The organism is Singulisphaera photorubra, assembly GCF_045290345.1.
Classification (GTDB): Bacteria; Planctomycetota; Planctomycetia; order Isosphaerales; family Isosphaeraceae; genus Singulisphaera.
The window spans coordinates 233042-254485 of record NZ_CP155447.1; the positions used below are offsets into that span (position 1 = coordinate 233042).

14 protein-coding genes are annotated in these 21444 nt (G+C 62.2%); 1 reads left to right on the top strand and 13 read right to left on the bottom strand.

Annotated elements, in window-relative coordinates:
- Positions 1-3: 3 nt before the first annotated feature.
- The 10 genes from V5E97_RS00885 to V5E97_RS00930 all read right to left on the bottom strand — a co-directional run bounded on the left by V5E97_RS00885 (position 4) and on the right by V5E97_RS00930 (position 16144).
- Complete coding sequence (locus tag V5E97_RS00885) at positions 4-2280, bottom strand: glycoside hydrolase family 2 protein (RefSeq protein ID WP_406697386.1); 2277 nt, start codon at positions 2278-2280, stop codon at positions 4-6.
- Between the two features lie 187 nt (positions 2281-2467).
- Positions 2468-3943, bottom strand: coding sequence for a DUF1501 domain-containing protein (locus V5E97_RS00890; protein WP_406697387.1), 1476 nt, complete (start codon positions 3941-3943; stop codon positions 2468-2470).
- 112 nt (positions 3944-4055) lie between these two features.
- Positions 4056-6875 (bottom strand): DUF1553 domain-containing protein, encoded by a 2820-nt coding sequence (locus V5E97_RS00895; RefSeq protein ID WP_406697388.1) that lies wholly within the window; start codon positions 6873-6875, stop codon positions 4056-4058.
- Positions 6833-7216, bottom strand: a complete 384-nt coding sequence (locus V5E97_RS00900; protein ID WP_406697389.1) for a c-type cytochrome domain-containing protein — start codon at positions 7214-7216, stop codon at positions 6833-6835. Before V5E97_RS00900 ends, V5E97_RS00895 begins: the two co-directional genes overlap by 43 nt.
- A gap of 833 nt (positions 7217-8049) precedes the next feature.
- Complete coding sequence (locus V5E97_RS00905; RefSeq protein WP_406697390.1) at positions 8050-11178, bottom strand: type I restriction endonuclease subunit R; 3129 nt, start codon at positions 11176-11178, stop codon at positions 8050-8052.
- A 304-nt stretch (positions 11179-11482) separates the two neighbouring features.
- Entirely contained in the window at positions 11483-12586 is a 1104-nt protein-coding gene (locus tag V5E97_RS00910) for a Fic family protein (RefSeq protein WP_406697391.1), read from the bottom strand.
- Positions 12587-13534, bottom strand: coding sequence for a restriction endonuclease subunit S domain-containing protein (locus V5E97_RS00915; RefSeq protein ID WP_406697392.1), 948 nt, complete (start codon positions 13532-13534; stop codon positions 12587-12589).
- A complete protein-coding gene (locus V5E97_RS00920) occupies positions 13531-13926 on the bottom strand; it encodes a hypothetical protein (RefSeq protein WP_406697393.1) in 396 nt (131 codons plus the stop codon). The genes V5E97_RS00915 and V5E97_RS00920 overlap by 4 nt, the downstream gene beginning before the upstream one ends.
- The gene (locus V5E97_RS00925) at positions 13923-15665 is read right to left on the bottom strand and encodes a type I restriction-modification system subunit M (protein ID WP_406697394.1); all 1743 of its coding nucleotides are present in this window, start codon (positions 15663-15665) and stop codon (positions 13923-13925) included. Before V5E97_RS00925 ends, V5E97_RS00920 begins: the two co-directional genes overlap by 4 nt.
- Before the next feature lie 281 nt (positions 15666-15946).
- On the bottom strand, positions 15947-16144 hold the full coding sequence (locus tag V5E97_RS00930) for a hypothetical protein (protein ID WP_406697395.1): 198 nt from the start codon (positions 16142-16144) through the stop codon (positions 15947-15949).
- Positions 16145-16198: 54 nt separating this feature from the next.
- Here V5E97_RS00930 and V5E97_RS00935 point away from each other — a divergent pair, with 54 nt between their 5' ends.
- On the top strand, positions 16199-17020 hold the full coding sequence (locus V5E97_RS00935) for a class I SAM-dependent methyltransferase (protein ID WP_406697396.1): 822 nt from the start codon (positions 16199-16201) through the stop codon (positions 17018-17020).
- 16 nt (positions 17021-17036) lie between these two features.
- On the opposite strand, the gene gnd is transcribed toward V5E97_RS00935, so the two are convergent.
- The 3 genes from gnd to V5E97_RS00950 all read right to left on the bottom strand — a co-directional run bounded on the left by gnd (position 17037) and on the right by V5E97_RS00950 (position 21328).
- Positions 17037-18053, bottom strand: coding sequence for a phosphogluconate dehydrogenase (NAD(+)-dependent, decarboxylating) (gene gnd / locus V5E97_RS00940; RefSeq protein WP_406697397.1), 1017 nt, complete (start codon positions 18051-18053; stop codon positions 17037-17039).
- 62 nt (positions 18054-18115) lie between these two features.
- Positions 18116-19771 carry a glucose-6-phosphate isomerase gene (gene pgi, locus V5E97_RS00945; RefSeq protein ID WP_406697398.1) on the bottom strand — a complete coding sequence of 552 codons (1656 nt, stop codon included), beginning with the start codon at positions 19769-19771 and terminating at the stop codon, positions 18116-18118.
- Positions 19772-20074: 303 nt separating this feature from the next.
- Positions 20075-21328, bottom strand: coding sequence for a 3-dehydroquinate synthase (locus V5E97_RS00950; RefSeq protein WP_406697399.1), 1254 nt, complete (start codon positions 21326-21328; stop codon positions 20075-20077).
- Positions 21329-21444: the final 116 nt, after the last annotated feature.

A 21444-nucleotide genomic window follows, 5' to 3' on the forward strand; every position in this document is an offset into this window, starting at 1 on the left:
CGGTCAGCGGGGACGGCTCTTGAATTCGCCAAGGCCGACGTCGATGTACTGGCCGCCACCGGTTTGATGGCAGTGCACTGCGATTAGATTCTTCTTGCCGGGCCGGAGCGTTGCCCGAGCCGCCTCTGAGATCGGCATCTCCTCATAATCCGTCCCGTACCCGGTCGCCTTGGTCGCGAGTACACCGTTGAGATAGACTTCAAGGTCTTCGTCATGGTGCACGACCAGGACGAGGCTTGCCAGATCTGTTGTTTCAGGGAGCTCGAACTCCCTACGAATCCAGACATCAGGAGATGTCCAGTTCGTGCGGACCACCGCACGCGGGGTCCCCTTGGTGCCAAAGCCACCGGGCCCTTGCTTCCAGGCGGAGGCCTCGAAACCTGGCTGGAACCACTCCGGCGCCGGGGCTTCGAACGTGTACCGCCAATCCTGTGGTGTTTCTCGTGACGTTGGGACGACCTCGCGTTCTTCGAGAACGGTCGTGAATGTCCCGTTGTTCACGGCGGCCGCCCGCGCGACGTCCACCTTGATGACCTCACGGTCGTAGGTCAGCAGACCGTTGGCCTCGGTTTCGACGTCGGTGATCTGGGTATAGATCGCCGCGCTCAGTCCGCTCGTCTCTTTCAGGTTCCAGGATCGCTGAAGCAGACGCTCATACTTGCGAGTCAGGTCGTCCTTGCTGGCGGCCCCGCGATAGCCCCAGGTCTTCTCGGCCCAGGTGTGACCATCGACTCCCAGGCCCAGGCCGCCGAACTCGCCGAGCACGGCCGCTCGCTTGGGCTCGACCGGAGGAGCGGCCGGACCAGGGTAAACATGAATGTCGTGGACGTCTCCCACCCCGGGATGATCGTTCCAACCGCTCGCGCCGTTGGCCAGTCTCGAGGGGTCGAGTGACTTCGTCAGTGCGGTCATCCGTGCGGTCTCGAACTGGCCCCAGCCTTCATTGAAGACCACCCACATAATGATGCTCGGATGGTTCGAGAAGCCGTCGATCATCGCCCTGAGCTCGGCCTCGTACTGTTTCGCGGACTCAGGCGTTCGCACCAGGTCCGGCTTGCCGGGCGCTACGCTCTTGTCTCCCGACGGCATGTCCTGCCAGACAAGCAGGCCAAGTCGATCGCACCAGTAATACCAGCGATCGGGTTCGACTTTGACATGCTTACGCGTCGTGTTGTAACCGAGCTTCTTGGTGATCTCGATGTCGTACCGAAGCGCCTCATCGGTCGGAGCCGTGTAGAGCCCGTCGGGCCAGAACCCCTGGTCCAGAGGGCCGACCTGAAAGACGAACTTGCCGTTGACCAGGAGTCGAGTGACTCCCTTCTCGTCCGGCCCCAGCGCGATCTTCCTCATCCCGAAGTAGCTTGTGGCCGAGTCGATGACCTGGCCCTCACGCTTCAACTCGACGCGCAAGTCGTACAGGAAAGGACTCTCGGGAGACCAAAGCTTGGCCTGGTCGATGGGAAGCTCGATCGCCTGGCCGACACTCCCGCGAGCGGTCGAAACCGACTTTTCACCGTCGAGGGCAACGACCTCGGCCGTGAGTCCCGTCTCGTCCCTCGCGCCCACGACCGTGATCCGCACCTTGCCGCCGTCGACATCGGGCACGATCCGAAGCGCCTTGATCCGAGAGGGGGAAACCGGCTCGAGCCAGACCGTCTGCCAGATCCCGGAGATCGGCGTGTAGTAAATGCCGCCAGGTTTGAGGACCTGCTTGCCTCGCGGTTGGGTCCCCTGATCCGTCGGATCAAAAACACGAACGATCAACTCCTGGTCGCCGTCCGGTTTCAAGGCGTCGGTCACGTCGAAATCGAAGGGGTCGTAACCTCCCCGGTGAGTCCCCAACTCCTTGCCATTGACCCACACTGTCGCTTCCCAATCGACCGCACCGAAGTGGAGGAGCACGCGCCGGCCGTTCCACGCCTTGGGAACCTCGAAGTTCCGCCGATACCAGAGCCGATCCGCATGCTTCATGACCCCCGAAAGGGCCGACTCGACGGGAAAGGGCACGAGAATCTGCTCGTTAAGCGCCTTTCCTCCGACGGGAGGTGCCTCCCCCTCCTTGCCAAAGCCGAGCTGCCAGAGACCGTTGAGGTTGAGCCAGTCCTTACGAACCAGTTGCGGTCGAGGGTACTCGGGATGGACCCGGTCAGGCTGAACGTCCTTGGCCCATCGGGTCGTTAACGGCCCTTTCTTCGGCTTCCATTCCGCCGCACGCCCCCAGTTCAAGCCGGCTCCCACGGCAAAGCTGAGCCACAGGATGGCCACTCGTTTGGCGTTCATATTCGCTTGTCCCCTTCAACGACCTCGCCAGGCTCCTCGCACGCTGTCCGCGCTCACCGGCCAATCGCCTCATCGAAGCGTCCCAAGGCGACCGGGGTGGGCACTGCCCACCCCAAGCGAATCACCAACCTGGAATTAAGAATTCCGCATCAACCACTTTACAGATACGTTTCGATCGAGGTCGCAATCAGGCCAAGAGCGGGGTCACGACGTGCGCGGGTTCGACGCCGGTCAGTTTCTGATCGAGACCTTGATAGCGATAGGTGAAACGCTCGTGATCGTAGCCGAGCAGGCGGAGCACGGTCGCATGGAAGTCGCGGATATGGACCGGATCTTTGACGATGTTGTAGGAGAAGTCGTCCGTCTCGCCGTAGACCATCCCGGGTTTCGAGCCACCGCCGGCCATCCACATCGTGAAACAGCGAGGATGGTGGTCGCGCCCGTAGTTCGAGGTCGACAGGCCCCCTTGCGAGTAGATCGTCCGGCCGAACTCGCCCCCCCAGATGACCAGCGTTTCGTCGAGCAATCCGCGCTGTTTGAGGTCCTGGATCAGCCCCCAGCAGGGCTGATCGACGTCCTTACACTGGCTGGGCAGGCGGCCCGCCACATTGCCGTGGGTGTCCCAGTTGTTGTGATAGACCTGAATGAACCGCACGCCGCGTTCCACCATCCGACGCGCCAGGAGCACGGTATGGGCGAAGCTGCCCGGCTTCTTGGCGTCCTCACCGTAGAGCTTGTAGGTCGTCGCCGACTCGTTGCTGACGGCCGTCAGGTCTGGGACGCTCGCCTGCATCCGGAACGCCAGCTCATATTGTTGGATCCGGGTATGCGTCTCCGGGTCACCCAGCGACTGATAAGTCATCTCATTGAGCGAGCGCAGACCGTCCAGCATCTTGCGACGGATCGCCGTGGGAACACCGGGGGGGTTGTTGATATACAGGATCGGGTCGCCCCCGCTCCGGAACGAGACGCCGGCGTGCTCTCCCGGGAGGTAGCCCGACGACCAGAGCCGCGCCGAGATCGCCTGCACCTGCTCGGTATTGCTCGGCTTGGCGACCAGCACGACGAACGTCGGCAAGTCGTCGTTGAGCGACCCCAGGCCATACGAGACCCACGACCCCAGGCAAGGGCGGCCGGTGATCTGGTTCCCCGTCTGCATATAGCTGATCGCCGGCTCGTGATTGATGGCCTCCGTGTTCATGCTTCGGATGAAGCACATATCATCAACCATTTTCGACGTATAGGGAAGCAGTTCGGAGACCGACATCCCGCTCTGGCCATGCTGGGCGAACTTGTACATCGACGGGGCGATCGGGAAGCGTTTTTGCCCCGAGGTCATGGTCGTGAGCCGCTGGCCTTTGCGGACCGACTCGGGCAAGTCCTTATCGTACCACGCCTTCATCATCGGCTTGTGGTCGTAGAGGTCGAGCTGCGAAGGGCCGCCGACCATGTGGAGATAGATGACGTGCTTCGCCTTGGGCGCGAAGTGGGTCAGTACGGCCTGCTGGGCTTCCTTCTCGATCGCGGCCGCCCCCGCGTCGCCACCGCGGCCGCGGCCGAGCCCCGCAAGCGAGGCGAGCGCCGCCATGCCGACCGCGTTCGCCCCCCGCCCGAAGAACTGGCGGCGCGTCTCGTAGCGAACCCATTCCTGAAAAAGACTCATCACACGGTCCTCCGCAAAGAGTTGGCTCGCTTGCTTGCTTTGCCTGCTTGGGCTTGTCGGGGAGGCGGACGGACAGACGAGAGGGGAGGGGAGGGCCAGGCCCACCCGACCCTTATTTATTGAGGACTTCGTCGAGGTTCATCAACTCGTTGGCCGTCATGGTCCAGGCCGCCAGGGCGGCCGGGTCGAGCCCGGGATCAGGCTTCGATTCACCGACGGCGATCAGCTCATTCGCGTCCTTCGGATTCGCCTGGTAATAGGCAAGGAGCTCCTCGAACGCATTCTGGATCACTTGCCCTTCCTCGGGGCGGAGCGGGCGGGCCAGCAGCCGCATGGCCATGAACTCAGCGCGAGTCTCGACCGACGTTCCTCCCCCTTTGATCGCCAGTTGAGCCAGGTTGCGCGCGGACTCGATGAACTGCGGGTCGTTGAGGGTCACCAGCGCTTGCAGCGGCGTGTTCGTTCGCTCGCGGCGAACCGTGCAGACCTCGCGGCTCGGTGCGTTGAAGATATCCATGGAGGCCGGGGGGGCAGCACGCTTCCAGAAGGTGTAGAGGCTCCGGCGATAGAGCTTCTCTCCGGCGTCACGAGCGTAGTCGCGCGTGTTGCTCCCGATCATCGCCACGGCTTCCCAGACCCCTTCGGGCTGATACGGTTTCACGCTCGGCCCCCCGAGCGTCTCGACCATGAGGCCACTGGCAGCCAGGGCATAGTCGCGAACCATCTCGGCGTCCATCCGGAACCGCGGACCACGCGAAAGCATGCGGTTCGACGGGTCCTTGGCCAACTTCTCGGGGGAAACGAGCGCCGACTGTCGGTAAGCGGCCGACGTGACCAACTTCTTGAAGAAGGCCTTGATGTCCCACCCTCCCTCGCGAAAGTCGAGGGCGAGCCAGTCGAGGAGCTCGGGGTGTGACGGGATTTCACCGGTCACGCCGAAATCCCCCGTCGTCCGGACCAGGCCGGTCCCGAAAACCTCCTGCCAGAACCGGTTGACGTTGACGCGGGCCGTGAGCGGGTGCTCGGGCCGGAGCAGCCACTGCGCCAGGCCGAGTCGATTGCGCGGCAGGTCGGCCGGCATCGGCGGGAGCGCGGCGGGCGTCTCGGGCGTGACCTTATCGCGGCGCTTGTCGTATTCGCCGCGGAACAGGATGTAGGCCATCGCATCTTCTTTGCGTTCGTTCATCACGTGGGCGACTGTGGCCCGCGCCATGATCGCCGCGTCTTCCTGCTCGAACCCGGCGATGGCCGCGGTGAGCTGGCCATACGCGAGGTCGAAGGAGGGGAGCCACCACGAGTAGAGCTCGTCCTTCTCCTCGCTCGTCCGTTTGGTCGACTTCTCGGCCAGCCAGACCGCGCGGGTGGTGGTCACAAGCCGGCCCACCTCTTCCAGGGGCATCGCCCGACCGTAGATCCGGACGTCCTGGATCATCAGGCCGGCCAGTGGTGAGCTCGAGTGCCGCTGCGCAAGTTTGAACGGAACGTCCGTATGGATCGAACCGTCGTTCAGGGTATCGGCCAACACCTCATGCTCTTGGTGGAGACCGTCAAGGTAGAGCTTGACCCCCGCGGCCTTGCCGGAGCCGTCGTAGCTGACGAGCAGGTGAACCCACTCACCGGCTTTGGGTTGGGCCTTGGCGAGTACCTTGATGGCGTTACCCGGCCACTTGTGAATGATGTGCGTGCCGATTCGCCCCTTCTCGAACCACAGATCCCAGCCGCGGAAATCATGCTGATCGTCCATCCGGGCCATGATCGCACCCGCCGCACCCGGCTTGGGAATCTTGACCCATGCGCCATAGGAGAACGGCTGCCCCTTGTCGAAGTCACCCGCCTCGGGCACCTGGGCCACAACGTCCGCCTGGCTCCGGAACGCCTTCGCCGCGACGTGTCCCGGCCCCCAGGCGGCGGAGGGGACGGTCACCGCCTTCGGACGACCATCCACCGCCATGAACAGGGTGTTGCCGCTCCCTTCCGCCAGCAGAGCGTGAAGCCGAAGACCGTCGCTCGGGATCAAGGAGGCGATCGCAACGGTCGAGGTCGAGGCGAGCCACTGGTCGAAATCCGCGCGGGCCGCCGGCTTGCGAGCCTCAGCCTTCTGTTTCGTCTCGGTGATCTTGGCCTTGAGTTCCGCCCAGCGCGGTCGGTCGTCCGGGCGCGGCACGACGATGATCGGGGGCGTGTCCTTGATGTTCCCGTCCTTGGCTCCCTGGGTCGTGTTATTGAAGAAGGCCGCCAGGGAATAGAACTCTTTCTGGCTAATGGGATCGAACTTATGATCATGGCATACCGCACAGCCGGTCGTCATCCCCAGCCAGACCAGCGAGGTCGTCTCGGTCCGGTCGCGGGCGTAGAGGACGAGGTATTCCTCGTCGATCAATCCCCCTTCATTACTGGTGATGTTGCAGCGATTGAAGCCCGAGGCCACTTGCTGGTCGAGCGTCGAGTTGGGGAGCAAGTCGCCGGCAAGCTGCTCGAGCGTGAACCGATCGAACGGCAGGTTGCGGTTGAAGGCTTTGATCACCCAGTCGCGATAGGTCCACATTTCGCGATAGTTATCGAAGTGGATTCCATGCGTGTCGGCATAGCGGGCGGCGTCGAGCCAGTAGCGGCCGCGATGCTCGCCCCAGTGCGCTGACCCCATCAGCTTATCGACAAGCCGCTCGTAGGCGTCCGGAGCCTGGTCGCGGACGTAGGCTTCGACCATGGCCGGACTTGGCGGAAGCCCGGTGAGATCGAGGCTGAGGCGACGAGCGAGGGTCCTGCGATCAGCCTCAGGCGCGGGGGCCAAGCCCGCCGCTTCCAGCTTGGCCAGAACGAAGCGATCGATCGGGTTACGGACCCACGACTCGTTCTTGACGGCCGGCGGCTCGGACCGCGTCGGCGCGATCAGGGACCAGTGGGGCTGATACTCCGCGCTGACTCGACCCATCGCTTGAGCTTCTGCTTCTGTTCGGCCGTCAGCGTCTTCTTCGTCGCGGGGGGCGGCATCACCTCATCCCGGTCGTCCGAAAGGATCCGCTGGATCAGTTCGCTTCCATTCAGGTCGCCCGGAGTGAGGGCGCCGGCCTTGACCGCCGCGTCGCGCTGATCCAACCGGAGTTCAGCCTTGCGACTGGCGCTATCGGGCCCGTGGCAGGCGAAGCAATTCTCGGTCAGGATGGGGCGGATGTCGCGATTATATTCGATCTCGCCATCGCCCGGAGCCGCCCAGGTCGTGGCCGGCACGATCGAAAGGAAGATTGCAGCCCCGATCACGGCGTTTCGCATCATGACGTAACCTCATGTCGCAGCAGGAGGATAGGTCGGCAGGCCACATCCTCCTCACAACAGGTGTGAGTGGGCAGGAAGGTCAGGGGCAGGAATGCAAATCCAGCATAAGTCTATTCCATGCGAGTCTCCAATACCAGCCTCGAGCTTTCCCATTCAATAGAATGAGGCACCAGAGTCGAAACCCGTTTCTCCTTGCTTCAGCGCGATCGGCCGTGGCGTCATCGTTGATCCAACAATTCCCATGGAGCGGGCACACGAACCGTAAGGCGATCGGTTGGTGGAATTCTACCCGGCTCGCTCGCTGATCTGAGCGGGAGGCGGGAGGGTGAGGGTGAGGGTTGGCCTGCCGGACGCCTTAACAACGACTCCTCTCTTCTCTCTCCGCGTTTTCCGCGTCTCCGCGTCTCCGCGTGAACCATTGCTCAAGCCAAGGTCGTCGTGACAATTGGGAGACTCACGCGGAGACGCGGAGAACGCGGAGGGAGAGAATTGATGGAGTTCGATGAGATGACAGGGGGCGCTCGTGGATGTGTCGTTTACGACCACTCCTCTCTTCCCTCTCCGCGTTCTCCGCGTCTCCGCGTGAACCATTGCTCAAGCCAAGGTCGTCGTAACAATGGGAAGACTCACGCGGAGACGCGGAGAACGCGGAGGGGGAGAATTGATGGAGTTCGATGAGATGACAGGGGCGATTGTGGATGTGTCGTTTAGGCGATCGATCGGTGGAATTCTACCCGGCTCGCTCGCTAACCTGAACGGAAGGCGGGAGGGTGGGGTACGATATTACCTGCCGGACGCCTAATCCTTTCCGGCGAAATGCAACATGCCCCTGTTCAAGGCCTGGGTACTTCACCGAAGGCCTCCTGACGCAAAGATTCATAGAGCCGAGCCGGGCCGAGCAGCACGTCTTTGATTCCATTGCGAACGGTTTCGGAATCCAACGCCTGGGTGCTCATCGCGGTGTGCGCTTCCAAAGCGCCGATGATGGCGTTCATGAGTTCGGATTTCAGATCGGGCGAGTTTGCGAATTGCTCCTTGGTGTTGTTGCTCGCCTGCTGCTTGAGCGTCTCGGATTCCAGCAATTTCCCCATGATCACGTTGTTGACGTAAACCAGTTTGTCTTGATCCGTTAACTCGCCTTCAAACAGGTCGTTCACGCGCTGGATGATCTCATTTAAGAGGGCTTTCTGCTTCTCTTGAACGCTCCCGCCGCCCGCTTCGGTGATCGGTTCCAGCTTGGGATTTTCACCGACGGCCAACGCCATCGGACGCTTGCCCTGATTTCTCAGGTTGTGATGAGTCAGCACCACTTTGGAAAGGTCGATCCCCTCCCGTTCGCGGCCAAACGCGAGCAAGCGGAGCACCTGTTTGTAGAAGATCGAGCGTTTCTCGATCGCCGTGTTTCCGTAGTCGAAGATTTGCGACAAAAACGTATAGATACGCTGAAACGCCGCCATGTCGGACTGGAATAGCAGCAATGCGTCCAGTTCGCCCCGCGCCGCTTCGATGGCGGGTTTATCCTTCCGCTCTTTGGCGTTTTTCAGGTCCTCCTGGGCCGCCTTGTAGCGTTTCTGAAGCCGATCCACAACAGGCTCGACGGCGGCAGCTAGTTCACTTTGCCGGGCGTTTGGCTTCAGTTCCACGGCAACGACGCGTTCCACCTCGAAATCGTCGTAGTGACCGGCGGCGTCGAGCTTCTCGCGCAGGTTGTAAACCAGGTCCGGGTCGCTGACGTTCGCCAGCGCCGCGGTCGAATAGTAGGTCTTGAACGCGTTGAGCACATCCTCGGCGTCGTTCACGAAATCCAACACATAGGTCGTGTCCTTGCCGGGATAGGCACGATTCAGGCGTGAAAGGGTCTGCACGGCCTGGATGCCCGCCAGCCGCTTATCGACGTACATCCCGCACAGCAGCGGCTGATCGAACCCCGTCTGAAACTTGTTCGCCACCAGCAGAATCGGAAACTCGTCGGTGTTGAAGGCTTCGCGGATGTCGCGACCGCGCAGGTTCGGATTGAGCGCATGACTCGTTTCCGTGAAGGGGTCGGGGCCGGACTCGATGTCCTTCACCTCGCCCGAGAATGCCACCAGCGTGCCGATCCCATAGCCGCGATCCCTGATGTACTTGTCGATCGCGATTTTCCAGCGGACCACTTCCTGGCGGCTGCTGACGACCACCATCGCCTTGGCTTGCCCCTTGAGCAACGGCGCGACGTACTGACGGAAGTGCTCGACCACCACCTGGACCTTTTGCGCGATGTTGTAGGGATGCAGCCGCACCCAGCCCATGATCCCCTTCATCGCCGCGCTGCGTTCGACTTCCTTGTCGTCAAGCTCTTTGCCGCTGTGCGCCAGTTTGAAGGCCAGCTTGTAGGTGGTGTAGTTCTGGAGCACGTCGAGGATGAATTTTTCCTCAATGGCCTGGCGCATCGAGTAGACGTGGAACGGGGCCGGCAGGTTTCCCGCGCCGGCCGGCTGAGTGGGATCAGGCCGGGTGCCGAACAGCTCGATCGTCTTGGTCTTGGGCGTGGCGGTGAACGCGACGTAGGTGATGCCGTCCACGTCGGCACGCGCGGCCATCTGGGCCGCCAGGATGTCCTCGGTGCTGACCTCGCCGCCGTCGCCGAGTTCCTTCAACTCCTCGGCGGTCAGCACGGCCTTCAGCTTGGCGGCGGCTTCGCCGGTCTGCGAGCTGTGCGCCTCGTCGGCGATCACCGCGAAGTGTTTGCCCTCGGTCGCCGCGAGCTCGCGCACGGCTTTCAGGGCGAAGGGAAACGTCTGGATGGTGCAGACCACGATTTTCTTGGTGCCGGAGAGGGCCGCCGCCAGTTCGCCGCTCTTGCTGCTGCTCTCCCCTTTGATGGTCGCGACCACGCCGGTCGTGCGCTCAAAGTCGAAGATCGCTTCCTGCAACTGCGTGTCGATCACGTTGCGGTCGGACACGACCAGCACCGAATCAAACAGCTTCTTGTGCCCGGCGTCGTGCAGGTCGGCCAGGAAGTGGGCGGACCATGCGATCGAGTTGGTCTTGCCCGAGCCGGCGGAATGCTGGACCAGGTATTTGCCCCCTGGCCCTTCGTCGAGCACGGCGGCTTGTAGCTTTCGGGTCGCGTCGAGTTGATGGAACCGGGGGAAGATGATTTTTTCGATCTGCTTCTTCGGATTCTTCTGAGCGACCAGGTAACGGCCCAGGATTTCGAGCCAGCTTTGCCGCTCCCAGACTTGCTCCCAGAGGTAGGCGGTGCGATGCCCGCCGTTCGGGTTGACGGGATTGCCCGCCCCTCCGTCGTCCCCCTGGTTGAACGGCAGGAAGACGGAACTTGCCCCGTCCAGCCTGGTCGTCATATACACTTCGCGGTTGCTGACGGCGAAATGGACCAGGGCCCCGCGGGGAAAGGAGAGCAGCGGCTCGGCGACCTGACCTTTGGGTTTGGGGAGGCGATCGAAGCGATACTGGTCGATCGCGTCGCCGACGGTCTGCGTGAAGTCGGTCTTGAGTTCGATCGTCGCCACCGGCAGACCGTTCAGGAACAGCACCAGGTCAATGCAATTCTCGTTGTGCAGCGAATACCGCACCTGCCGCACGACCCGCAGGCGGTTGGCCGCGTACCGGGCCAGGATGTCGGGGTTGATCGCCAGCGCGGGTTTGAACTGGGCCAACGCCAGCTTTTCCCTCAGCCCAAGCATCTCGATGCCGTGCCGCAGCACATCAAGAGTGCCGCGCTGGTCGATCTGGTCGCGCAGCCGGGTCAGCAAGGTTTCGGCGGCGTGCGAGCCGTGGTTCTTGTTAATGGCATCGGCGGCTTTGGGCTGAGTCGCCCGTACCCAGTCCAGCACGTCCTCGGGGAACAAGGCCCGCGCCCGGTCGTATTTCGCCGCGTCACCCGCCGCGTAATGCCAACCGTTGGCTGCAAGGTGTTCGCAGATCTCGGTTTCGAGCTGGATTTCCGTGTGCAGGCCCATCCGAGATTTCCCCTCTCAACTCCTGGCCGCCTGATCCATTCAGGACGCACGTGAAGCCAAAACCAACTGTAGCTCACCGACTTACGCCGCGTGCGGAGTTGCCAGGGAGTCTCCCCGCCACCACCGCCGTCTTGTGTGTGCTCCACCACACACAAAGTCCGTTATGTGTGGTGAAACCCGGTTTGGGCACACACAACGGATAGACCACGGTCGGTGGCACGTCAATAGTGCCACGGGGGTGTGGTGAAACCCGGTTTGGGCACACACAACGGGCTTTGTGTGTGCCCGATCACACACAAGACGCTCAGAAAACCTGCCGCCCTTCCGCGATGTTCAACAATTCGGTGAAGGCCAGGATCGAGGACCGTCGCCCACTCTGTTCGCGCAAGACGGTCAGAATGCCCGCCTCACGTAACTGGCGGAGAAACGGGAACGCCGAGTTCTTGGGGATGCCCGAGCGTTCCGCGAAGTCACCGGACTGAAAAATGGGACGATCGAACAGGGCATCGAGGATTTTCAACGCGTACTGGGATCGCGTCAGATCCGTGATTCGCTTCTTCATCCCTTCGTAGAGATCGAGAATCCCTCGGACCCGGTTCGTGTTGGCCTTGGCCTGCGCAAGCACGGCGTCCAGGAAAAACTCCACCCAGGCCGTCCAGTCTCCGTCCTGGCTGATCGCACGCAAGCGGGCATAGTAGAGATCGCGATGGGATTCGAGGTATTCGCTGAGATAGAACATCGGACTGGCGAGCGTACGTTTATGGAACAAAAAGAGCGGGATCAGCAGCCGGCCGATGCGACCGTTCCCATCCTTGAACGGGTGCAGCAACTCGAATTGCGCATGCACCACGGCGACTTGCACCAGCACGTCCACGTCGTCGCTCGCAAGATACCGCTCAAAGGCTTCGAGGTGATCGCGCAGACGCAGCGGCGACGGGGGCACAAACGTGGCCTGATCGATCGTGCAACCTTCAAACCCCAGCCAGTTCTGAACGGCCCGGAATTCTCCCGGCGCCTTGTTCTCGCCGCGCACGCTGTCCATCAAGACTTCGTGCATCGACCGGATCAGTGACAAGCTCAGGGGTCGATCGGCAAGTGACTCCGTCGCCAGGATCAGGGCCTTGCGATAGTTGACGATTTCCTGAATGTCCTCGACCTTCTCCCCCTCGAATTCCATTCCCGCTTCATATTCGAGAACTTCATCGACAGTGGCTTGCGTCCCTTCGATCTTCGACGACAACACCGCTTCCCGGTTGGTCAGCGGCGACAGCATCACGCTGGGATTGATCACGCTTTGCAAGAGCCCGTCATACCGAGCCAGGGCGGCGTTGGCGGGGCCGATCTTGCGAATCAAGCGGCCATAGTCCAGACCCGTCAGCGGGAGGGCTTGAGGGTCGTAAGGTTTCATTCAGGCCGCCTCCGCTTCCGCCAAGCCCCGCACGTCGATCTTGCCGGTGACGGCGGCAGAGATCAGGGCCGTGCGACGCTCCAGCAACAATTCAATTGCCCGCTCGGCTTCGGCGGTGAGGGTGTCGAGCTTGACCGTCTCACAATCAAGGAATGCAGCAATCGCCGCCTGCTCGTCCAATGGAATCAGAGGCAAATCAACCTGAACAAAATGAGAGTAACGCAGATCCTGCCCATCGCGTATCAGGTCAGTAGTCGCTCTCAACGCGTGAATGTAGCTAATGCTCTTGAATAGGTACGCAAAAAACGGCGGGTGAATATCCTTCACTGGTACAAGCACGACGTAATGAAAAGTGGCAGAGCCGCTAAGCCGAGACCATTCGATCCCTCCCTGAAAACTTCGCAGACTGATGATGAAGTCGTTCGGCTCAACGTGCCTCAAAGTGTCAGTGCCTTTGAGTGTTTCGACGACTCTGCGACCTTCGATTTGGACAAAGTCCGTCTGGAATAGGACGCCGTATTTTTGTGATACGGTAAGTTGCTTGTCCGACGCATGCGCCGGTTCATTGCGAACCCTGAACAATCTCCGACTTTGCCCTACACCCCAATGCCCCGGCACGTCGCCGAGCCATTCGATGCCGGAGGGCTTCATGGGGGCGTGTGGGTTCAGGCCATTGGTGACGGCGTGGGAGATGACGGCCTGGCGTTTTTCTTTCAACAGTTCAATCAGCCGCCGCTGCTCAGTCACCAACTCATTAATCTTCGCTGTCTCCCGGTCGAGTAACTCTGCGATCAAAATTTGCTCGTCGTGAGGAGGAAAAGCTGCCGCTTCGTCGAGGTACTGTTGTTGATCGAGATTCTGGATTCCTGATGTTTGCTTAATTGACCTAGTGTTCAGACGGACCGCGTATGCCGCTGAGTGAAAGTAGCGCCAGAATGATGAACTCATGCCGGACGCAATTTGAACGCGAGCGACGAAGTTTGAGCAGACGGCCGGGCGTGTATCGTCGTAAGAACGACACAACCAACAGGCTGTAACTCGCCACCGCCAGATTTTTCAAGCAGCAGATCCCCTCGGCTCAGGACTCGCCCAGCGCGTTCCTTCTGAGTTACGTTGCGGATCGTGGGCTCGTAAAGCTCAACGCGGAGCCTGTGGCGGTCGAAATCGGCAACTCTTACGCATGGAATGTCATCGTCGTTGTCCTGTGCCTCTTCGCCCCAAATACCATTCTTGCAACTGATGGTCGAATGCTTGATTCGATCAATCGCCCAATGCTCCGGCACCTGCCCAAGCCACTCGACACCGCTTTCCTTGTACTTCGTATATCTCGGAAAGCTCATTTCGACAGCCCCCCGATCATCGTCAGAATCCGGTCCGTGACGCCCTTCAACTCCGCGTCGATCTCGGCCAGGTCGCGGGGCGGCTTGAACACATAAAAATGCCGATTGAACGGGATCTCATAACCGACTTTCGTCTTCTCGTGGTCGATCCAGGCATCCGGCGCATGCGGCAGCACTTCGCGTTTGAAGTAGGTTTCGATCTTCTCGCTCAGCGGCACGTTCTCGGTGTCGCGCAGGCTGGAATCCGGCTGGGGTTTGCCCTTCAGCTTGCCCTTGGCGCCGAGCACGATCTTCCCCTTCTCATCGCGGAGGGGTCGTTCCACCGTAATCGTGTGGTAGCCAAATTCCGTGTTCTTGAAGATCCGGCTGATCGGCACACCGTCCCGGCTGACTTTCTTGCAGTCACCAAATAGCCGTGTAATGTCGTCGATATGTTCGGGGCTGAGTTCCTTGCGCTTACTGCCCAGGCTCTTGCGCATCTTCTGCCAGAAGCCGCTGGCGTCGATCAATTGCAACTTGCCTTTGCGGTGCTCGGGCTTGCGGTTGCTAACGATCCAGACATAGGTGCTGATGCCCGTGTTGTAAAACATGTCGGTGGGCAGGCCGATGATCGCTTCGACCAGGTCGTTCTCCAGCACGTAGCGGCGGATTTCACTCTCGCCCGAGCCGGCACCGCCGGTAAACAGCGGCGAGCCGTTCAGGACGATGCCGAACCGGCTGCCGCCATCGACGGCCGGACGCATCTTCGATATCAGGTGCATCAGGAACAGCAGCGACCCGTCACTGACGCGAGGCAGGCCGGGGCCGAAGCGTCCGTTGAAGCCCTGTTGTTCGGCCTCCTTGCGGATCTCCTTCTCGATCTTCTTCCACTCGACGCCGAACGGGGGATTGGAAAGCATGTAGTCGAAGTGCTTGCCCGGTAACCCGTCGTTCGACAGTGTGTTGCCGAAGCTGATGTTGGCGATATCCTGCCCTTTGATCAGCATGTCGGCCTTGCAGATCGCATAGGATTCGGGGTTCAACTCCTGGCCGTACATCGCCAGCCGGGCCCCCTCGTTCATGCTGACCAAATGCTCGCCGCCGACCGAAAGCATTCCGCCGGTTCCCGCGGTCGGATCATACAGTGTCCGCACCACGCCCGGCTGGGTCAGCGCGTCGCCGTCTTCGATGAAAATCAGGTTGACCATCAGCCGGATGACTTCGCGCGGCGTGAAGTGCTCTCCCGCGGTCTCGTTAGAAAGCTCGGCGAACTTGCGAATCAGTTCCTCGAATACAGCCCCCATCTGGGCATTGCTGACGATTTCGGGGTGCAAGTCGATGCCGGCGAATTTCTCGGTCACCAGGTAAAGCAGCCCGGCCTTGCCCAGCCGGTCGATCTGGGTGTGAAAATCGAACGACTCGAAGATCTCGCGCACCGCGGGTGAAAACGCCTGCATGTAGGCGAACAGGTTTTCCTTGATGTGGTCCTGATCGCCCATCAGCTTCTTCATGTCCAGGGGCGACGTGTTGAAGAAGAGCTGTCCCGACTTCCGCAGCAGGAACGGTTCCGGGTTCAGCCCGGCCTTTTCCCTGACAGCCCGCTCGGCCAGCACGGCGGCCTTGGTCTTCTCCAGCACGCAGTCGAGCCGCCGCAGGACGGTGAATGGCAGGATCACTTTGCCATATTCGGATTGCTTGTAGTCGCCCCGGAGCAGGTCGGCCACGGACCAGATGAAGGAGGAGAGGTTGGGGTCGTTCATGAATCGAATCATTCTGGCAAGACGGTGGCGGGAATCCTCTTAAGAAATCGAGAGCATCCTAGCATGCCCTGGTTCCCGGGCAAAGCGGGACTACGTGACCCGCGCTGATCCCTGGTGGGGCCGTGCGGACGGGGCGGAGCGTTCCGGATCCACTCACCCCCAGAAAATGCATGCGCGATTGCGATCCCTGTGGACTTTGCCCGTATGCCCTGTTCGCCTCCACGAAAGACACTTTTTGCGTCAACTCCTTTGGATCGGACTCGAGCAGCTCCCAGAAGTCGTCACTGGGCCGGCTCAGGACCAGCCGCTGGTACGGGCAGACGTCCTTCCTCGGGCCCGAGCGGAACGGGTCGGCGGTGCCACAGCCACCAACGCCAGGCCTGGACCTGGGCCGCACACGCCGGGGCGAGTGCCTTGCGAACTCTGATCACTTCGCGAGATTGAACGGCCTGGATCTCCTTCCCACCATGAACCCGCATCCTTGACGGACCTCCTCTCTTGTCTCTCCGAGGCCGAATCGAGATGATCGGGCGATGAACGACGATCCCTCGGCTCTGGAATACACCGGCGAACGAATGGTCCCCGAGCGGGCGAGTGGCCGGACCTTCTGGGAACACATCGGACGCTACCGATTCGCCCGAAAGTTCGTGCGGGGGAGGCGGGTGCTCGATATCGCTTGCGGCGAGGGTTACGGGGCCGCGGCGCTGGCCAAGGCCGGAGCGGCCAGCGTGGTCGGGGTGGACCTCTCGGCGGAGGCCTGCGAACATGCCCATCGAAAATACGGGCTCGAGACCAGAACGGGCGACGCCCTGGATATCCCGCTGCCGGACCGTTCCATGGACCTGGTCGTCTCGTTCGAGACCATCGAGCATGTCGACGACCCCGCCGCATTCCTCGACGAATGTGCGCGGGTGCTCGTTCCCGATGGGATCCTGATCGTCTCGACCCCGAACCGCCCCGTGTACAGTGCGGAGGGGGCGCATAACCCGTTCCACCGGGTCGAGTGCGACGAACGCGAGTTCGGCGCCCTGCTTCATCCTCGGTTCAAGTCCGTACGCCTGTTTACCCAGTTCCCCGAATCAAGCGGCTGGTGGAGTTTCCGCAGTCTTGCGGCCGAACGCTCACCCTGGCTTCGTATCAAGGGCTTCTGGCGGTTCACAGCCTGGCTCTGTCCCGCCAAGGGGCGCGAAGTCGAGCCGGCGATCCGCGAGTCGGCCGTTGACGTCATTCTGAAGGACGACCCCGTCGCGGCTGCGCTCGTCAGTCCCTACGTCGTGCGGCCGCGCTCGGTCTGGAGCGGCGAGCGGCCGTACTACCTGATCGCCGTGGCCGAGGGGGTCAAGGGGAGCGGCTGACGTTGGTTGTTCAGGCTCAACCTGCCGGCTTCTCGACGTGTCCGCCGAACTCGTATCGCATGGCGGAAAGGAGCTTGTCGGCGAAGTCGGACTCGCCCCGCGAGTAGAACCGTTCGAAGAGCGCGGTGGTCAGGACAGGGGCCGGCACAGCCTCGTCGATCGCGGCCTTGACGGTCCACCGCCCCTCGCCGGAGTCGGAGACCCGACCCGAGAAGTTCGCGAGGGCAGGGTCCCTGAGCAGGGCGGACGCCGTCAGGTCGAGGAGCCACGAGGAGATCACGCTCCCGCGCCGCCAGAGCTCGGCCACGTCCCGGACGTTGATGTCGTATTGATAGTGCTCAGGATGGCGCAAGGGGGTCGTCTCGGCATCGATCTCGTGCGTTTGCTTGCCGATATTCGCATGATTCAGAATCGCCATTCCCTCGGCGTAGGCGGCCATGATCCCGTACTCGATCCCGTTGTGGACCATCTTGACGAAATGCCCCGCGCCGCTGGGCCCGCAGTGAAGATAACCATGCTCGGCGGTCCCCCCCAACGCCTCGCGCCCCGTGGTCCTCGGCGCCGAGTCAGTTGGAGGAGCCAGCGTCTGGAAGATCGGGTCGAGGTGGGAAACGACCGGGGCTTCGCCACCGATCATCATGCAGTAGCCCCGCTCCAGGCCCCAGACTCCGCCGCTGGTGCCCACATCGACGTAGTGCACGCCCTTGGCACGCAGCTCACCGGCGCGCCGGATGTCGTCGACGTAGTAGGAGTTGCCGCCGTCGATCACAAGATCTCCCGCTTCCAGCAACGGCACAAGCTCCTGGAGCGTCTGATCAACGACCGCGGCGGGAACCATCAGCCAGACCGCCCGGGGCTTGGCCAGCGTCTGGACGAACTCAGCGAGTGAAGCCGTTCCCACCGCCCCTTCCTTGACGACCGCGGCCACGGCGTTGGGGAAAACGTCGAAGGCGACGCACTGGTGGCCGCCGGCAAGGAGCCGGCGGACCATGTTCGAACCCATCCGGCCCAGTCCGATCATTCCGAGCTGCATCGACCTCTCCTTTGGCTTCGGTTCGGTTCGGTACGGTTCGCGACTCGCGTCGTCTCGGGCTGTCAGGATGTTTGCGAATTCGAAGCCCTCTTGAGCCGTCGGTAGCGGCGGATCAACGTGTTGGTCGAGCTGTCGTGAGCGAGCTCGGGCTCGGTCGCGCTCTCCAACTCCGGAATGATCCGCATGGCCAGCACCTTGCCGAGTTCGACCCCCCACTGGTCGAACGAGTCGATGTTCCAGATCGTCCCCTGGGTGAACGCCATGTGCTCGTAGAGCGCAACCAAGGTCCCCAGAATTTCGGGGGTCAGCCGATCGGCCAGGATCACGTTGGTGGGCCGGTTTCCTTCGAAGGTTCGATGCGGTACAAGCCCATCCGAAGTCCCTTCGGCCTTGACCTGTTCGGCCGTCTTTCCGAAGGCAAGGGCCTCGGCCTGCGCGAAGACGTTGGACATCAGAATATCGTGGTGATCGCCCAGGGGGTTGAGCGACTGGCAGAACCCGATCAGGTCGCACGGGATCAGGCGAGTCCCCTGGTGAATGAGCTGGTAGAACGAGTGCTGGCCGTTGGTCCCGGGCTCTCCCCAGTAGACGGGGCCGGTGGCATAGTCCACCGTCGCCCCTTCCAGGGTGACGTGCTTGCCGTTACTTTCCATCGTCAACTGCTGGAGATAGGCGGGGAACCGCTTCAAGTACTGGTCATAGGGGAGGACGGCGACCGTCTCCGCCCCGAAGAAGTCGGTGTACCAGATCCCGAGCAAGCCGAGCAGGACGGGCAGATTGCGTTCGAATGGAGTCGTGCGAAAGTGCACATCCATCGCGTGAGAGCCGGCGAGCATCGCACGAAAGTTGTCGGGACCGATGGCGATCATCGTCGACAAGCCGATCGCCGACTCCATCGAGTAGCGGCCCCCGACCCAGTCCCAGAAGCCAAACATGTTCGCCGTGTCGATCCCGAACGCCTCGACCGCTTTGGCGTTGGTGGAGACCGCGACGAAGTGCTTGGCGATCGCCGCTTCGTCACGGAGCGCGGCCAACGCCCAGGCGCGGGCCGTCTGGGCATTGGTCATCGTCTCCAGCGTCGTGAAGGTTTTCGAGGCGACGATGAAGAGCGTTTCGGCCGGGTCGAGGTCCCGGGTAGCCTCGGCGAAGTCGGTCCCATCAACGTTGGAGACGAACCTCAGAGTCAACGAGCGATCGCTGTAGTGCTTGAGCGCCTCGTAGGCCATGACCGGCCCGAGGTCCGAACCGCCGATCCCGATGTTCACGATGTTCTTGATCCGCTGCCCCGTCGCCCCGCGCCAGGCGCCGCTGCGGACCCGCTGGGAGAATTCGGCCATGCGGTCGAGCACGGCATGAACCTCGGGCACGACGTCCTTGCCGTCGAGGAGGATCGACTCTCCCCGAGGCGCGCGAAGGGCCGTGTGGAGAACCGCTCGCTGCTCGGTGACGTTGATCTTCTCGCCCTGGAACATCGCCTCGAGACGTTCCGAGAGCCGGGCTTCCTGGGCCAGCCGGAGCAGGAGGGCCAGGGTCTCGTCGGTGACCCGGTTCTTCGAATAATCGAAATAGAGTCCCACAGCCTCAAGAGACAGCCGCTCGCCGCGCCCGGGGTCGTCGGCGAACAACTCGCGAAGGTGCAGGCCGCGGACCTGCTGGTGATGAGCTTCGAGCGCTCTCCAGACCGGAAGTCGGGTCGCTGGCACGCCTGCTGTCGTCATTAGTGGGTCTCCAATCACCGCCGGCCTGTTGTTTTTTTCTTCTGCGACGGCCAAGCAATCCGGGCGCAAAGGGGAGGGGAGCGGAAGTCGGCAGGCCTGACCGGCGATCCTCCCGAGGCAGGCCGCGTCCGCCCACGAGTTCCGCGTCATCCCGTGACTACATAATCGCGCAGGAGGGCCGCGGTCAACCAGGGCCCGACACAGAAGGATTGCGAAGACCCTCAGAATGCGTCGGTCGAAGCCGGGTGGCCGGCGGCCAAGAGACCTCGGCTGAGGGCTCCTTGGGGCCAAGAGTAACCATCGTCAATGCAGGGAAAGGCCAGGCTCTCCCGCCGCGGACTCGGTGGTTTCCGGGCGGTGCGTGGTGGGCGGCGAACCGACCGAGCGAGTCCACGCGGCCGGATCGAGTTGTTCGAGCCGGCGGAGCGCCTTACGCATCAGCGATTCATCCACCTCGTGAACGTCGATCGGGTCTCCCACACCGCGGAGCATTGTGAGGGTCAGCCGACCCCCCAAATGCTGGCGGAATTCTTCCAGGCCCTCGAAAAGCGCCTGCCCATCGCGCAGGGCAGGATGCCCCAGGGGCAGGCCCAGGTCGGTCAGGCAGCGAAGTACCCTGTCGGACACCTCGGACGGCAGCCCGAGCGCCAGCGAGGAATACACAGCGTCGAGCGCCACACCGATCGCCACGGCCTCGCCGTGTCGCACCTGAAAGTCGGTCATCGCCTCTAACCGGTGGGCCGACCAGTGGCCGAAGTCGAGCGGCCTCGCCTCTCGTGACTCGAACGGATCGCCCCCGCGGGTGATGTGCCGGCGATGCCATTCCGCCGAGGCGCGGATGGCCGGGAGAGCCGCCGTGAGGTCGCGCTGGCGAATTCGAGGCGCCGTCGCGCACAACTCCGCGAACATCGCGGGATCCTTGAGCAGAGAGACCTTCACCGCTTCGGAGAAGCCACAGACAAAGTCGCGGTCCGGCAGCGTCGCGAGCAGCGAGGTGTCGTTGATGACGGCCCAGGGGACCGCAAAACTGCCGAGCCAGTTCTTCTTGCCGAACAGGTTGACCGCGTTCTTGACCCCCACCCCCGAATCGCCCTGGGCGAGCGTGGTGGTTGGCAACCGGACCAGGCGCAAGCCGCGATGCGCGATCGCGGCGGCGAAGCCAACCGCGTCCAGAACCGCGCCGCCACCGACCACCACCACATAACTCCGCCGGTCCAGCCCGGCGGCGTTGAAGACCTTGAGCATTCGCTCGAGGATGTGGATGTCGTTCTTGACCGCCTCGCCCCCTTCGACGATCTGCACGTTGCCGGCCAGCGTCATGCGGTCAGCACGCGCGGCGGTAAAGGCACGGAGCTGGTGCCGCAACTCGGGCTGAGCGTTCGCCACGTGCTCGTCGAGCCAGAACTGGACCCGCGCAGGCCGATCGCCGGACGGCTCGAGCACGTCGGCCAGCACCCCTTGATCAGCGCCAAGCACATCGTCGGTGAAATGGAGCCGATGGACAAACGAGGGAGCGAACGACACCTCAGCGTGAACCGAATCGATTTCGTAGTCCATCGCGGCAAGACTTCCCGGGTAGGTGGCGGGAGCTCGTCGGGCCAGATTCTCTGGCCGCGACGCGCGGGTGGGTACTGATTGGTTCTCAAAGTATACAGACGCGTCAAGCCGCGGTC

Bases quoted from the DNA above. Each gene is read 5' to 3' on its own strand.
- V5E97_RS00930 (WP_406697395.1), bottom strand. From the start codon at position 16,144: ATGCGGGTTCATGGTGGGAAGGAGATCCAGGCCGTTCAATCTCGCGAA.
- V5E97_RS00920 (WP_406697393.1), bottom strand. From the start codon at position 13,926: ATGAGCTTTCCGAGATATACGAAGTACAAGGAAAGCGGTGTCGAGTGG.
- gnd (WP_406697397.1), bottom strand. From the start codon at position 18,053: ATGCAGCTCGGAATGATCGGACTGGGCCGGATGGGTTCGAACATGGTC.
- V5E97_RS00890 (WP_406697387.1), bottom strand. From the start codon at position 3,943: ATGAGTCTTTTTCAGGAATGGGTTCGCTACGAGACGCGCCGCCAGTTC.
- V5E97_RS00910 (WP_406697391.1), bottom strand. From the start codon at position 12,586: ATGAAACCTTACGACCCTCAAGCCCTCCCGCTGACGGGTCTGGACTAT.
- V5E97_RS00925 (WP_406697394.1), bottom strand. From the start codon at position 15,665: ATGAACGACCCCAACCTCTCCTCCTTCATCTGGTCCGTGGCCGACCTG.
- V5E97_RS00950 (WP_406697399.1), bottom strand. From the start codon at position 21,328: ATGGACTACGAAATCGATTCGGTTCACGCTGAGGTGTCGTTCGCTCCC.
- V5E97_RS00895 (WP_406697388.1), bottom strand. From the start codon at position 6,875: ATGGGTCGAGTCAGCGCGGAGTATCAGCCCCACTGGTCCCTGATCGCG.
- pgi (WP_406697398.1), bottom strand. From the start codon at position 19,771: ATGACGACAGCAGGCGTGCCAGCGACCCGACTTCCGGTCTGGAGAGCG.
- V5E97_RS00935 (WP_406697396.1), top strand. From the start codon at position 16,199: ATGAACGACGATCCCTCGGCTCTGGAATACACCGGCGAACGAATGGTC.
- V5E97_RS00915 (WP_406697392.1), bottom strand. From the start codon at position 13,534: ATGAGTTCATCATTCTGGCGCTACTTTCACTCAGCGGCATACGCGGTC.
- V5E97_RS00905 (WP_406697390.1), bottom strand. From the start codon at position 11,178: ATGGGCCTGCACACGGAAATCCAGCTCGAAACCGAGATCTGCGAACAC.
- V5E97_RS00900 (WP_406697389.1), bottom strand. From the start codon at position 7,216: ATGATGCGAAACGCCGTGATCGGGGCTGCAATCTTCCTTTCGATCGTG.
- V5E97_RS00885 (WP_406697386.1), bottom strand. From the start codon at position 2,280: ATGAACGCCAAACGAGTGGCCATCCTGTGGCTCAGCTTTGCCGTGGGA.